Here is a 13,321-nt window from a genome sequence, read left to right as displayed (position 1 = left end):
CGTCCACGCTGTTCCAGCCAGAGCCACATGCCGCTGCGCTTGCCGCGGCATGTGGACAGGACGGGGCGGACCGGTTCATATCGATGGACAAACACCTGCAAGGTCGCATCCCCGCCACCTTCCTCGATGTCCCCGCAGCCGGACAACAGGCATTGTCCGGCGCCGATATCGCGATCTTCGGCGCAGCCGAGGCGACGCCGCACTTGCCCGGCCAGGCCAGCCATGCGGCTCGTGCGCCTTCCGCCCTTCGCGACGGCACACGGTCGATCGCGTCAGATCCGTTGCGCTGGGATTTCGATCAGGATGGACCTCTGCTCTCGCCCGAACTGCGTGTGGTCGATCTTGGTGATCTCGCAACGAGCCCGGCAGCGCCGCTGGAGAACCGCGCGTTGATTGCCGCCACGACGGTGTCCATTGTGAAGGCCGGGGCCGTGCCCGTGCTGCTGGGCGGTGATGATTCCGTCCCGATTCCCTTCTTCGCCGCTTTCGAGCCCTGCGGTCCCGTCACCATCCTGCAGATCGACGCACATCTCGACTGGCGTGACGAGCGTGGTGGTCTCAAGCACACATTCTCGAGCACGATGCGCCGCGCCAGCGAAATGCCGTGGGTCGAGCGGATCATCCAGGTCGGGCAACGCGGTGTCGGCGGCTCGCGCGCCGGTGATCTTGCTGACGCGCGCGCATGGGGTGTGCACTTGTTCGACGCCGCATCGGTGCGGCGGCATGGCGTGCAGCCGATCGTCGAGCAGATCGTGCCGGGCAGCCGCTGTATCGTCACGCTCGACTGCGACGGCCTCGATCCCGGCGTGATCCCCGCGGTGCTCGTTCCCCAGCCCGGCGGCCTCGGCTATCTCGACATCGTCGAGCTGCTGCATGGCGTGGCCGGGCGCGCGCGGATCGTGGGCTTTGACCTCGTGGAACTGGTGCCCGATGCTGATGTGAGGGGCCTTGGCGTCCTCGCGGCATCCCGTATCCTCTGCGTCGCCCTGGGATGCATCGGACGTCAGCAGTTGCGTCAAGGGAACGCCGCCCGGCAGCGAGGTGACTAGGCTTCGGGCTGGAACGGTGAGAACGGCCCGGAATAGGTCTTCGGACGCGGCGGTGCGTAGGGCCCCAGCCGCGACGTTGTCAGCCCCAGCCGCACCAGCGACTCCGCCAGCGTCACCGCGGCGGCGACGCCGTCGACCACGGGCAGGCCGTGGGTTGCGGCAAGTTCAGTGGCGAGATCGGCCATGCCGGCGCAGCCGAGCACGATGGCCTCGGCACGATCGTCACGGATGGCAGCGGTGATCTCCGCCGAGATCTTGCCGAGCGCGTCGGTGTTGCGCTCCTCGAGCGCCAGCACCGGGACCTCGGCGGCACGGACGCGGGCGCACCGCTCGGCGAGGCCGTACTTCTTCAGATTATGCTCGATCGGCACGATGGAAACGCCGAGCGTCGTCACCACGGCGAAGCGCGCGGCGATCAGGCTCGCCATGTGGAAGCCGGCCTCACCGATGCCGATCACCGGCGCTTTGGCGGCGGCGCGCGCGGCATCGAGGCCGGTGTCGTCGAAGCAGGCGATGATGTGGGCGTCTGCACCGTCGCGGTCCGCGTCGCGGATGCAGCCGAGCATGCCGGGAACGGCAAAAGCCTCGTCGTAAAAGCCCTCGATCGAGACCGGGCCCATCGCGGGCTGGCGCGCATCGATGACGGTGCCGGGCAGGGCGACGCTGCGCGCCGCGGCGGCGATCTTCGCCGTCATGGACGCCGTTGTGTTGGGATTGACGACGTGAAGCCGCATCAGATCAGACGAGCCCTTTGCCGGCGTCCGAGCCCTTGGCCGCCTGCCGCTTGTTGAGCACGTGGATGGTGCCGAGCGCAAGCGTGATCACTGTGAACGAGACCGCCGAGATCACGGTGCCGAGCGCATAGATGTCGGGGTTGGTCACGGTGGTGGTGAGGCCCTGGAGATCGAGCGGCAACGTGTTTACCGCCCCGATCGCCTGGCTGGAGCGCGCGAGTTCGTCCCAGGACAGCGTGAAGCCGAACAGGCCGATACCGATCACCGAGGGCAGGATGATCGGTAGCACGACATGACGGAAGGTCTGCCACGGCGTCGCCCCGAGATCGCGCGCGGCTTCTTCCAGGCGCGGGTCGAAGCGGTTGAAGATCGCGAACATGATCAAGAGCCCGAACGGCAGCGTCCAGGTCAGGTGCGCGCCGAGCCCTGATGTGAGCAGGCCCATCGAGGTCTCGAAATTCTCGTTCCAATGCGCCTTGATCAGGTCGTCGATGATGCGGAATTCAAGCGAGATGCCGAGCGAGGTGATGATCGAGGGAACGATGAGGCTCGCGATCGCCGAGTAGAACAGGATGCTCTGCGCCTTGAATTTTCTGCGGAAGGCCATGCCGGCGGCGACCGACAGCACGACGGTGACGATCATCACGATGACGCCGAGCAGCAGCGAGCGGCGGAAAGCCGCGCCGAGATCGACGATGCCGGTGCCCTGGAACAGTTTTGCGATCCAGAAGGTCGACACGCCGTTCATCGGGAAGGTGAGGCCGCCCTGCGGTCCCTGGAACGACAGCACGTAGATCGCGATCATCGGCCCGTAGAGAAACAGCACATAGGCCGCGAAGAAGACCGCGAGCACGTAGAAAGAGCGCGGGCGTCCTTCCTTCATGCTCAGAGCTCCTTCTTGATGTCGACGATGCGCGACATCATGGTGATGATCAGGAAGGTGATCGCGAGCAGGATCACGGCATTGGCCGCGGCGGCGGGGAACTGCAGCGCGTTGACCCGCGTCTCGATGATCTTGCCGGCAGCCGCAATCTGCTGGCCGCCCATCACGCCGATGGTGATGAAGTCACCCATCACGATGGTGATGACGAAGATCGAGCCGATCACGATGCCGGGCTTGGCGAGCGGAATGATGACGTTGACGAGGGTCTGGAAGCCCGTGGCGCCGGCGTCATAGGCGGCCTCGATCAGCGACTTGTCGATGCGCACCATCGAGTTGAAGATCGGCACCACCATGAAGAAAGTGAAGAGGTGCACCAGCGCCAGCACCACGGAGAATTCCGAGAACAGCAGCCATTCCAGCGGATGGTTGATCAAGCCGGTCTTGACCAGGCCGGAATTGACGAGGCCGTTGCGGCCGAGCAGCGGGATCCAGGCGATCATGCGGATCACGTTGGAGGTCCAGAACGGGATCGTGCAGAGCAGCGACAGTCCCATCTGCCAGGTCTTGGACTTGACGTGGAAGGCGAGGAAGTAGGCGACCCAGAAGCCGACGAAGAGCGTGATCGCCCAGACCATGAAGCAGAGCTTCAGCGTCATCAGATAGGTCTTGCCGATCGTGCAGAGCTCGGGAAGCTGCGCGATGCAGCCTTCGAACGTGTCGGTGTAGCCGCGGCCCGAGAAGGCCGGCAGCAACTGGTATTCGTTGTAGTCCCAGAAGGAGACGATGACGACGAAGACCAGCGGAATCAGGAAGAAGGCGAGGAACACCAGCATCATCGGCCCGGCCTGGAGCCAGGAGATGAAGGACGGCGACAGGCGTGCCGCTTTCGCGGCGCGCTTCGTCTCCGATCCCCGGACGAGGTCCGGGGATGCCTGATGCAGGATGTCCTCTGACGTGTCCATCAATTTAGGCCGCGATGAACTCGTTCCACTTGCGGACCATGTAGTCGTTCTCGTCCATCACGGCGTTCCAGCAGGCGACGCCGCCCATGCGGTCCTCGTAGGAGCCGCCGTCACGCACCGCGCCTGCCTTCTCCAGCAGCGAGCCGTCGGGCGCCTTGATGTCCTTCTCGGCCGGCTTGCCTTCCATCCAGTACGCCCACTCGTAGGGCTCCATGTGCGCCTTCGCGGTGGAGAGCACGGCGGAGTAGTAGCCCTGGCGGTTGAGATAGGCGCCGGCATAGCCGGACAGGAACCAGTTCACGAACTCATAAGCCCATTCGAGCTTGGCACCCGACACGCCCTTGGAGACGCAGAAGCCCGACGCCCAGGAGCGATAGCCTTCCTTGAGCGGCTGGAAGGTGCAGGGGATGCCCATCGAGCGCACCTTCGTGACCGCCGGCGACCACATCGACTGGATCACCGTCTCGCCTGATGCCATCAGGTTGACGCTCTCGTTAAAATCCTTCCAGAAGGCGCGGAACTGGCCGGCCTTCTTTGCCTCGGTCATCACCTTCATGGTGAGATCGATCTCTTCCTTGGTCATGTTGCCCTTGTCGGCATATTTGTACTTGCCGGTGGCTTCCACGACCATCGCGGCATCCATGATGCCGATCGACGGGATGTTGAGGATCGAGGCCTTGCCCTTGAACTCGGGGTTGAGCAGCTCGGCCCAGGTGCTGATCGGGCGCTTGATCAGGTCGGGGCGGATGCCGAGCGTGTCGGCGTTGTAGACGGTCGGGATCAGCGTGACGAACTCGGTCGCCGACGTCGCGAACTTCTTGGAGTCCTTGCCTTCGAGATAGAGCACCTTCCAGGGTGCGGTGCCCTGGCCGCCGATCTTCTTGCCGCCGGGCGTCTCGCCCTTGGTGAAGACCGGCGTGATGTTGTCGAATTCCTTGATCTTCTTGGCGTCGAGGGCAAGGATGTTGCCCGACGGCACCAGCTTCTTCAGCGAGAAATATTCAGTATCCAGCACGTCGAAGGAGTTCGGCTGGGTCATCACGCGCTTGGTGACGTCGTCGGTGGTCGCGGTGATGTATTCGATCTTGATGCCGGTATCCTTCAGGCACTGCTTGGAGATGTCGTCGCCCTCGTTCACGGCGGTGCCGAGATAGCGCAGCACCTTCGCGTCGGCCGACTTCACATAGGGAAAGCCGGTGATGGCGCCGGAGCCGGCGGCAAGGCCGGCGAGACCCGCGGTGCCCTTGAGCAGCGTGCGGCGGCTGACGCCCTTTGTCCTGGTGGTCTCGGTCATATCAGTCACTCCTCTGTTGCGCATTCCAGTGATCGATCGGCGCTATTGCAGGCGCTGCGCCTTGGCGGGATCCCAGGTTGCCAGCACGCGATCGCCCGGACGGAACGGGTGAACGTCGAAGGTGGCTTCCGGAACGTGGGAGAACAGGGCGGTGCCGTCGTCGAGCGTGAGCGAGACGGCGATGTAGGAGCCCTGGTACTCGGTCTGGGTCAGCAGCGCCGGCGCGCCGAATGCGCCGTCGGCGAACGGCACGATGCCGAGCTGATCGGCGCGCACGGCGATGAGGTTGCCGGCGTCGCTGAGGACGTTATGGCCGCCGATGAAGCGCGCCACGAATTCGGTGCGGGGATGATGGAAGATGTCGCGGGCGGCGCCCTGCTGCTCGATCTTGCCGTGGTTCATCACCACGATGTGGTCGGCGAGCGCCATCGCCTCTTCCTGGCCGTGGGTGACCTGGATGAAGCTGATGCCGAGCTCGCGCTGCAGTCGCTTCAATTCGCCGCGCATCTTCACCCGCAGGAACGGATCGAGCGCCGAGAGCGGCTCGTCGAGCAGCAGGATCTGCGGCTCGGTGATCAGCGCGCGGGCGAGCGCCACGCGCTGCTGCTGGCCGCCGGAGAGCTGCGCCGGGAGCCGGCCCGCATAGGGGCTCATGGCGACAAGCTCCAGGAGTTCGCCGGCGCGCTTGTGGCGGGTCGGCTTGTCGACACCGCGCATCTTCAGGGCGAAGGCGACGTTGTCGATCACGGAGAGGTGCGGAAACAGGGCGTAGGACTGGAACATCATCGCCGTGCCGCGCTTGGCGGGCTCGAGGTCGGTGACGTTCTGCGCGCCCAGGATGATGTCGCCCGCGCTGGCCGCCTCGTGCCCGGCGATCATGCGCAGGGTCGACGTCTTGCCGCAGCCGGAGGGGCCGAGCAGGCAGCAATAGGTCCCGGCCGGGATCTTCAGGTTGACGTCATCGACCGCCAGCGTGGTGTCATAGCGCTTGGTGACGGCGACCAGTTCGAGAGCGGCGGGAGTGGCCATGGCGTGTCCGAGAGGAGGGCGGTGCTTCCGCGTCTCTCCGCAAGGTCCGTGCCAACAGCCGTCGGTCGGCAAAATCCCCAAACTGTGCAGCGGAGTCAGATCGTTAGATCGAATCCGGGGCAATTCGGCCGCCCGCCGCTCGTGCAATCACCTGCACACAAAATGGGCGAAGATTGTATAAAGTTTCGCCTGTGATTGGATACAGCTCGTCGACTAACATTCGAGGCCGAACGTTCGCCGATTGAGCCTCACATCCATGGCCGCCAAGACCCGCCAAAAACCCGATGCGCCAGACGCGAGCGATCGCGTCAGCCGTATCAGGGAGGGTGTGACCGCCGCGATCCTGGAGCATCGCCTGCTGCCGGGCACCAAGCTCGGCGAAGACGAGATCGGCGAGATCTATGGTGCGAGCCGCACACTGGTGCGTACCGCGCTGCAGCAGCTCGCGCATGAGGGCATCGTCAATATCGAGAAGAACCGTGGCGCCTTCGTCGCGCGCCCGACGCCCGCCGATGCCCGCGAAGTGTTCGAGGCGCGCCGCCTGATCGAGCCTACCATTGTGGACCATGCGATCGACGCGGTGTCACCGGCCTGGCTCGATCGCCTCCAGGGACATCTTGCCGAGGAGCGCGAAGCGGAATTGCGCGGCGACGCACGCGCCTCGGTCCGGCTCTCCGGCGAGTTTCATCGTCTCGTCGCCGAGATGAGCGGCCACAGCATCTATCTCGGTTTCCTCAAGGAGCTGATCGCGCGCTCCTCGCTCATCATCCTGCTTTACCGCCGCCACGACACGCCGGCCTGCGGCACCGACCACCACGCCGGCATCGTCAGCGCGATCCGCAAGCGCGACAAGCAGGCTGCCCGCGCGCAGATGCTGTCGCATCTGAACGAGATTGAAGCCGAGCTGTTCCTGAAGGATCCCGCCGCCGACGAACTGCGGCTCGCCGACGTGCTGGGCGCGTAAGCGCAACGAGGCGTCCGGCACGCAGGAGCTGGGCCCGGATCCTATTGCGGCTCCAACCCGAGATTCTTGATCGACTCGAGCCAGACCGGCCCTTCCTTTTCGTAGAGCGCAATCGAGGATGGGCGGTCCATCGCCGGTGAGTCGACCCCGAAAGCGTCGAGCAGCTTCTGCACACGCTCCTTCTTGCCGCCTTCGACCATCAGCCTGGCCAGCAGTTCGATCCGGTCTGTTGGCGTGGCAGCGGGCGCCACCAAGGTCGTAAAGCTGGTGAGCTGAAAGACATTCCCGTTGACCCCTTGCTCGATGAACGTCCTGGTCTCGGGCAGCTTCTTCATGCGCACCGGTGTCGGCACCGCAATTGCGCGGCCGACGCCGGTATCGAGGACCGGAAGCGCGGCCTGATAGCTGCCGACCGCCACCTGGATGACCCCGGCTGCAAAATCCTGCCACATCGGCGCCTCGCCGCGGTAATGCACGATGGAAATGTCGAGGCCGTATTGCCGGTTGAGCTCGGCAACCGCAATGTGCGCGAACGAGCCGATGCCATACGTCCCGGCCGTGACCTTGTTGCGACGCGCATACGTCACGAGCTCTTCCAGCGTCTTTGCACCGGTCGCCGTATGGGCCACCAGCGGCAGGTGTCCGGAAGGCGTCACCGCGACGATCGCGAAATCCTTGTCCGGATCATAGGCCAGCGATTTCAGCAGCAGCCTGTTGCCGAGCAGGGTGGACGAGATCGTGTACATCAGCGTGTAGCCGTCCGCCGGGGAATCCTTCACTGATTGCGCCGCCAGCGCACCGCTGGCCCCGGTTTTGTTTTCGACGATGACCGGCTGGCCGAGTTTCTGCGAAATGTGCTCCCCATAGGCGCGGGCGAACGCATCGGTGATACCGCCTGCCGGCGTGGAGACGACGATCTTGATTGCACGGGTCGGCCAGGCGTCGGCCCAAGCCGTTTCTGCCGCGGCCAGTGTCAGGCACGCAATCGCAGCAGCCACGGCGCCGCCAATTCTGGCAGATCTCAACACATCGTCCTCCCTTTTTTGCTCTACGTCGTTGGGCGGCGATCAGCCGCCGGAACGAGGTGTCACGCGAGCAAGTGAGGAGGTCAACAAACGGAAATATCGTTTCATCTCGCGGAATAATTGGTCCCGCCGGATCCTGCCCAGACGTGCAGGGAGCGTAGTTGCATCGCGCCGCCGGCTACGAAGGTCGTTCGTTTCGCCTGACGATCTTCAGCACGAGCAGTCCGGCTCCAACGATCAGCAACAGCACGCCGACCAAAGTCGTGCCGCCGGATTCGAACGTCACGCCGACGGCCGTCAACAGGCATCCCAGTATGATCGCGACGAGTCCGCCGAGCTTCTTGGCCAGCAGAACGTGGCCATCACTTGTTTGCGCCACCATGTTACGCCTCTTCTTTTTTCAGATGCTACAGATCTTCGCGAGCCCCCTCCTGCCCGGTGTCTCAAGTCGCGTAGACCGCGCGGGATCGTACTCCTGATCGAGGCAGTGGCAATCTATCGTTGCGAGCACGCCCGCGCCGGTTTCTCCACTTTGATTTGAGTTCGACGCGAGTGCGGCAGTCACACTTACCATTCGTCCATGGAACTCGATGCCGACGCCTCACGCGTCGTGTCGTATGGCTGATTTGCAAAATCTCCCCGTGGTTGCAAATTGACTTGATGCGGTTTGCAGGCATCAATCCGCAGGCGCGTGGCACGCCAGCGTGGCTGGTGTCCGGCAACTTGCGTGGAGGTTGGACATGTGGGGTTTGACCACGCCGGCCGGGCTCTTCAGAGCCGCCGCACTGCTCATGTCGGTTGGAACGAGCATCTGTCTTCCGTCGCAAGCACGGGCCCAGCAGGACTCCGCCGTTCTGTTCCGCAACGTCCGGATCTTCGACGGAAAGAACGGTGCGCTCTCGGCCGCCTCCAATGTCCTCGTCAGGGACAGGAAGATCGAGAAGATTTCGACCGCGAACATCACGGCTGATGCTCAGGTCATCGACGGCGGCGGACGCGTGCTGATGCCGGGGCTGATCGATGCGCATTGGCACGCGATGCTGGTGCGGCCGACGCCGATGGCTGCGCTTACGGGCGATATCGGCTACAACAATCTGCTTGCGGCGGCTGAGGCGACCGCGACGCTGATGCGCGGCTTCACTACGGTGCGTGACATGGGCGGGCCCAGTTTCGGCCTCAAGCGGGCCATCGACGAGGACCTCGTCGCCGGTCCACGCATCTATCCCTCCGGTGCCATCATCACCATCACCAGCGGCCATGGCGACTTCCGGCAGCTCTCCGATCTGCCGCGAACGATCGGCGGCATGCTCAGCCGCATGGAACTGGTCGGAGGCAGCATGGTCGCCGACAGTCCCGACGAGGTGCGCGTGCGGGCACGCGAGCAGCTGATGCAGGGCGCCTCGCAGGTCAAGCTCACGGCCGGCGGCGGCGTCGCCTCGCCCTTCAGCCCGCTCGACGTCTCCACCTTCACCGAGCCCGAGCTGCGCGCGGCCGTCGAAGCCGCCGACAATTGGGGAACTTACGTTGCCACGCACGCTTACACGCCGGTCGCGATCCAGCGCTCGATCGCAGCCGGCGTCAGATGCATTGAGCACGGTCATCTCATGGACGAGGCGAGCGCGAAGCTGATCGCCGAGAAGGGGATCTGGCTCAGCACGCAGCCGTTCCTGGATCCGTCCGCCGCGGCTGCGTTGGGACCAGCGGAGCAGGACAAGCTGCGGCAGGTGGTTGCCGGCACCGATCGTGTCTATGCGCTGGCGAAGAAGTACCGCATCAAGACCGCGTTCGGCACCGACGTCCTGTTCTCGCAGGCATTGGCGGACAAGCAGGGCTCGATGCTGGCCGCGCTGACGCGCTGGTACACGCCGGCCGAAGCGCTGGCCATGGCGACGTCCGCGAACGGCGAGTTGCTGAGCCTGTCGGGCTTGCGCAATCCCTATCCCGGCAAGCTCGGCGTGGTGGAGGAGGGCGCGCTGGCCGATCTCCTGCTCGTCGACGGCAATCCGCTCGACAACATCGCCCTCGTCGAAGATCCCGCGAAGAATTTCGTCGTGATCATGAAGGGCGGCAAGATCTACAGGAACATCGTGCCGCGCTGACGCGCATCGCGTGGTGCGATCTGGCGAATTGAAACGCTTCTAGCCCCGATCGTCGGGAACCGGCCTTTCGCGCAGCGAACCCTTTGCGACGTCCGGGACCGCGGCAGGCCGCGCGGGGCTCGTCGCAACAGGGCTTGTCACAATTCCGGGGCCGTCATCGGCGGCGTGACTTCTAAGCGTCTCCAGAACCAGAAAGAATTTCTCGGCAAGCATGAGTCAATCTCGCTGACGCGTCCATCTCGCTTTCGAGAACGATTCGCTATCGAATTCGATCACTAACTACGCGTCGCGGCAATTTAATTCGTCGCGCTCAGCGAATTATGACAATCCTCGTCGATATCTGCCGTGCGGCACGTGCATGTGGACCATGACACGCCGCGACGTAACGTGACTATTCCTCGCGAGCCGCACCGGTTATATGCTGGCGCTCTGTCATAGAACTGTCATGTCACCGGAAATGTTAAAATCAGACGCGACGTCGGCTCGCAAAACCATGAGCGTGCCGGACGGGAATCCTGTCCCGAAGGATGGTAAGCGAACGCAAGTCATTGCCGGCTTCCTCAGGCAGCGTGACGCAGCCGAGTCTGGCGCGGAACCTGCGATTGTCGAGGGCGCTGTGATTGATCAGACGCCGTCGCAAGACGCAACGCCTGCACCGGGGCCGACCCCGTCGAACGCTGCGGCGCGTCCGGCCGGCGAAATCGAGCTCAAGCTTCTCATCGATGCAGATCGTATGGCCCATTTCAGCGCTGCGCCGGTCATCGCGGCGAACGCACGCAACAAGGGCACGAAAAAACGTCTCAAGTCCGTCTACTACGACACGCCCGAGCGGACACTTCGTCGCGCCGGGCTGAGCTTGCGCGTTCGCCAGAGCGGCACGCGCTTCGTCCAGACCGTGAAGACCGACGCCGCCGACGATCCGCTGCGCCGCGGCGAGTGGGAGGCGAGCGTGCCATCGCTGGCGCCCGATCTCGCTTTGGCATTGCCATTCATCCCGGAGAAGCTGCGCAGCCATCTCGGCGCGCAGCCGCTGGAAGCGGTCTTCACGGCCGACATTCATCGGCACACGCGCATTGTCGACCTGCCATCCGGCACGGTCGAGATCGCCTTCGACCAGGGCGAGCTGACGGCCGGCGAGCGGTCGCTGCCGGTGAGCGAGATCGAGCTGGAGCTCAAGAGCGGCAGCGCGAGCACGATCTACGAGATCGCGCTGCGGCTTGCGGAGCATGGCGCGGTGAAGCCGTCGATCCGCAGCAAGTCCGCGCGTGGCTTCGAGTTGACTGCGAACAAGGCGCCGTCGGCGCGCCGGCCGGGCAAGATTCGCCTCGATCCGTCCGTCACGCTCGACGAGGCCTTCGCGACGATCCTGCGCTCGTGCTTCCTCCATCTGCTGCAATCGCTGCCGGCGGCCGAGGACGGCCGCAATCCGGAAGGCGTGCATCAGCTGCGTGTCTCGCTGCGCCGGCTACGCTCGGCGCTCGACCTGATGCGATCGGCCGGCGCGCTCTCTAATCTCGATTCGCTGCGGTCGGAAGCCAGATGGCTGGCGCAGGACCTGTCCGCTGCGCGCGACTGGGACGTGTTCCAGCTCGACACCTTGCCGACGATTGCAAGAGCCTGTCCTTCGGTCGCCGGCTTCGATGCGCTGGAGCGGGTCGCAGCGCAGCGTCAGTCGGAGGCCTATCGCAAGGCGCACCTCGCGCTCGATGATCGCCGCTGCGCCGTCTTCCTGATCAGCCTCGGCGGCTGGATCGAGACGCGCGGCTGGCGCAACGACGTCGCGCCCGAAGATCTCGGCCGGCTTGCCGAGCCCGCCGTCAATTTCGCCCGGCGTGTCTTGTCGGAGCAGCACGCCAAGGTGCTCAAGCGCGGCCGCCGCTTCCGATCGCTCACGGTCGACGAGGTGCACCGGGTGCGGCTCGCGGCCAAACGCCTGCGCTATCTCGGCGAGTTCCTGCTGCCGCTGTTTGCCGATCGCAAGTCCGCGCGAAAATTCGCCCGCAGGCTCGCCGGCCTGCAGGAGGAGCTCGGCGCGTTCAACGACATGGCGGTGACGGCCTCATTGCTCGACGGGCTCGGTTCTGAAGATCGCGACAGCGCTGTTGCAGCGGCCGCGATCGCCGGCTGGCAGGCGCGTGCATCGATCGGCGCGCAGCGGTCGTTGCAGGACAGCTGGCGGGACTTCACTGCCGCGCGCGTGCCCTGGTCGTCGCAGGGCTGATCGCGTGTCCCCAAAAAAGTTGCGGCCAGCCATTGGGGGATGGCTGGCCGCGCGCGAACCGGTCTGGGACGGGGAGGGGTGGGGATGTGACCGGGTCGCGTAACCTGTTGTCTCGTTCCTAATCTCTTGCGCTGGCGGTGGAGACCGCCGGCTTGGTGTCGCCGAGGGAGACCCAGACGTTGGGATCGCTCTGCGACTGGCGCTTGACGAAGCGGTAACCGGTCTCCGTCCAGGCAACGACGTTCTCGTTCTGATTGTCGAGAACGAACTCGCCCTTGTCGGTCTTCACCGTCAGCACCGCGTGCCCTTCGCCCTTCTTGTCGCGCACGACGGTGATGAGCAGGGCCTCACGCGGCCAGCCGGCATCCATCAGCATCTTGCGCTTCAACAGCACATAATCTTCACAGTCGCCGTAACCGTCCGAAGGCAGCGACCACTTCTCGATCACGCCCCAGTGCTCCTGGTCGGTCAAAGGCTTGACGGTCTCGTTGACCCAGCGATTGACCTTGACGAGGTCGCGCCATGCCGTCTGCGACATCACGATGTCGCGCGGCTGCGTCGGCCCGCCCTGGCACTGCGCGGCATTGTCCGCACAGAACTCGACCCAGCCGATCGGCGCACGCGTGGTGTCGCCGAGGCTCGCGTAGAGCAGACGGCCTTCGCCGGCCTGCACCGTCGCGCTGATTCCGAAGAGCATGGCGGCGATCGCCAGTCCCTTCCCCTGTCCCCTGAAATCAAACATTGCGGCCCCCGTTTCTTGTTGGGACCACATTTCGCACGGAGCTTTTGAGTTGCCGCTAAGTCGACCAAGTCAAGTCGAGACGAATACAAGTAAAACGCGCACCGAATTCGATCTATACTTGAATAGAATTCGCGTAAAATTGGAGATTACTGCAATTGATTCAAACTTTATCGATTAACGCGGAAACGCTGACGGAACCGCCGTTTCGGCGCGCAAACGGCCCGGCGTTAACCCGCGCAAAGCTCGTCACAACGCATGAGAAAGGCGGCGTCCGTGTCGGGGAGGCCGCCTTCAGGGCTGGAAAATCAGTGGTTTTGCC

At 64.4% G+C, this 13,321-nt stretch carries 12 protein-coding genes; 4 read left to right on the top strand and 8 right to left on the bottom strand.

Features of this window, described 5'->3' with window-relative positions:
• Nucleotides 1-83 precede the first annotated feature (83 nt).
• Nucleotides 84-1,049: an arginase family protein gene (locus IQ16_RS09600; protein WP_020608094.1), complete on the top strand. Its 966-nt coding sequence runs from the start codon at nt 84-86 to the stop codon at nt 1,047-1,049.
• Here the strand turns inward: IQ16_RS09600 and IQ16_RS09595 are convergent.
• Genes IQ16_RS09595 through IQ16_RS09575 form a run of 5 tightly spaced genes read right to left on the bottom strand, consistent with a single transcriptional unit; the run spans nt 1,046 to nt 5,951 of the window.
• Entirely contained in the window at nt 1,046-1,783 is a 738-nt protein-coding gene (locus IQ16_RS09595) for an aspartate/glutamate racemase family protein (RefSeq protein ID WP_018647068.1), read from the bottom strand. The two genes, IQ16_RS09600 and IQ16_RS09595, sit on opposite strands and share 4 nt — an antisense overlap.
• Nucleotides 1,784-1,787: 4 nt before the next feature.
• The gene (locus tag IQ16_RS09590; protein WP_018647069.1) at nt 1,788-2,666 is read right to left on the bottom strand and encodes an ABC transporter permease; all 879 of its coding nucleotides are present in this window, start codon (nt 2,664-2,666) and stop codon (nt 1,788-1,790) included.
• A 2-nt stretch (nt 2,667-2,668) separates the two neighbouring features.
• Nucleotides 2,669-3,628, bottom strand: a complete 960-nt coding sequence (locus tag IQ16_RS09585) for an ABC transporter permease (RefSeq protein WP_018647070.1) — start codon at nt 3,626-3,628, stop codon at nt 2,669-2,671.
• 4 nt (nt 3,629-3,632) lie between these two features.
• On the bottom strand, nt 3,633-4,922 hold the full coding sequence (locus IQ16_RS09580; protein WP_026312631.1) for an ABC transporter substrate-binding protein: 1,290 nt from the start codon (nt 4,920-4,922) through the stop codon (nt 3,633-3,635).
• Nucleotides 4,923-4,964: 42 nt separating this feature from the next.
• Nucleotides 4,965-5,951: an ABC transporter ATP-binding protein gene (locus IQ16_RS09575; protein ID WP_018647072.1), complete on the bottom strand. Its 987-nt coding sequence runs from the start codon at nt 5,949-5,951 to the stop codon at nt 4,965-4,967.
• A 256-nt stretch (nt 5,952-6,207) separates the two neighbouring features.
• On the opposite strand from IQ16_RS09575, the gene IQ16_RS09570 reads away from it, so the two are divergent.
• Entirely contained in the window at nt 6,208-6,915 is a 708-nt protein-coding gene (locus IQ16_RS09570; RefSeq protein WP_018647073.1) for a GntR family transcriptional regulator, read from the top strand.
• A 41-nt stretch (nt 6,916-6,956) separates the two neighbouring features.
• On the opposite strand, the gene IQ16_RS09565 is transcribed toward IQ16_RS09570, so the two are convergent.
• The gene (locus IQ16_RS09565) at nt 6,957-7,913 is read right to left on the bottom strand and encodes a Bug family tripartite tricarboxylate transporter substrate binding protein (protein ID WP_018647074.1); all 957 of its coding nucleotides are present in this window, start codon (nt 7,911-7,913) and stop codon (nt 6,957-6,959) included.
• Nucleotides 7,914-8,118: 205 nt separating this feature from the next.
• On the bottom strand, nt 8,119-8,322 hold the full coding sequence (locus IQ16_RS09560; RefSeq protein ID WP_018647075.1) for a hypothetical protein: 204 nt from the start codon (nt 8,320-8,322) through the stop codon (nt 8,119-8,121).
• 358 nt (nt 8,323-8,680) lie between these two features.
• On the opposite strand from IQ16_RS09560, the gene IQ16_RS09555 reads away from it, so the two are divergent.
• Together IQ16_RS09555 and IQ16_RS09550 are read left to right on the top strand one after the other, a co-directional pair.
• Nucleotides 8,681-10,039 (top strand): metal-dependent hydrolase family protein, encoded by a 1,359-nt coding sequence (locus tag IQ16_RS09555; RefSeq protein ID WP_018647076.1) that lies wholly within the window; start codon nt 8,681-8,683, stop codon nt 10,037-10,039.
• 457 nt (nt 10,040-10,496) lie between these two features.
• Nucleotides 10,497-12,260, top strand: a complete 1,764-nt coding sequence (locus IQ16_RS09550) for a CYTH and CHAD domain-containing protein (protein WP_026312632.1) — start codon at nt 10,497-10,499, stop codon at nt 12,258-12,260.
• 118 nt (nt 12,261-12,378) lie between these two features.
• On the opposite strand, the gene IQ16_RS09545 is transcribed toward IQ16_RS09550, so the two are convergent.
• Entirely contained in the window at nt 12,379-13,002 is a 624-nt protein-coding gene (locus IQ16_RS09545; protein ID WP_026312633.1) for a transglutaminase-like cysteine peptidase, read from the bottom strand.
• Between the last annotated feature and the right edge of the window lie 319 nt (nt 13,003-13,321).

The sequence above is a fragment of the Bradyrhizobium huanghuaihaiense genome (genome assembly GCF_007830635.1).
Taxonomy (GTDB): Bacteria; Pseudomonadota; Alphaproteobacteria; order Rhizobiales; family Xanthobacteraceae; genus Bradyrhizobium; species Bradyrhizobium huanghuaihaiense.
The sequence above is the reverse complement of the archived record's forward strand: the minus strand, read 5'-3'. Positions and strand labels throughout refer to the sequence as shown.

Excerpts from the sequence above, each read along its gene's own strand:
- IQ16_RS09545 (WP_026312633.1), bottom strand. The coding sequence starts at position 13,002 with ATGTTTGATTTCAGGGGACAGGGGAAGGGACTGGCGATCGCCGCCATG.
- IQ16_RS09585 (WP_018647070.1), bottom strand. The coding sequence starts at position 3,628 with ATGGACACGTCAGAGGACATCCTGCATCAGGCATCCCCGGACCTCGTC.
- IQ16_RS09600 (WP_020608094.1), top strand. The coding sequence starts at position 84 with ATGGACAAACACCTGCAAGGTCGCATCCCCGCCACCTTCCTCGATGTC.
- IQ16_RS09595 (WP_018647068.1), bottom strand. The coding sequence starts at position 1,783 with ATGCGGCTTCACGTCGTCAATCCCAACACAACGGCGTCCATGACGGCG.
- IQ16_RS09560 (WP_018647075.1), bottom strand. The coding sequence starts at position 8,322 with ATGGTGGCGCAAACAAGTGATGGCCACGTTCTGCTGGCCAAGAAGCTC.
- IQ16_RS09580 (WP_026312631.1), bottom strand. The coding sequence starts at position 4,922 with ATGACCGAGACCACCAGGACAAAGGGCGTCAGCCGCCGCACGCTGCTC.
- IQ16_RS09570 (WP_018647073.1), top strand. The coding sequence starts at position 6,208 with ATGGCCGCCAAGACCCGCCAAAAACCCGATGCGCCAGACGCGAGCGAT.
- IQ16_RS09555 (WP_018647076.1), top strand. The coding sequence starts at position 8,681 with ATGTGGGGTTTGACCACGCCGGCCGGGCTCTTCAGAGCCGCCGCACTG.
- IQ16_RS09575 (WP_018647072.1), bottom strand. The coding sequence starts at position 5,951 with ATGGCCACTCCCGCCGCTCTCGAACTGGTCGCCGTCACCAAGCGCTAT.
- IQ16_RS09550 (WP_026312632.1), top strand. The coding sequence starts at position 10,497 with ATGTTAAAATCAGACGCGACGTCGGCTCGCAAAACCATGAGCGTGCCG.
- IQ16_RS09590 (WP_018647069.1), bottom strand. The coding sequence starts at position 2,666 with ATGAAGGAAGGACGCCCGCGCTCTTTCTACGTGCTCGCGGTCTTCTTC.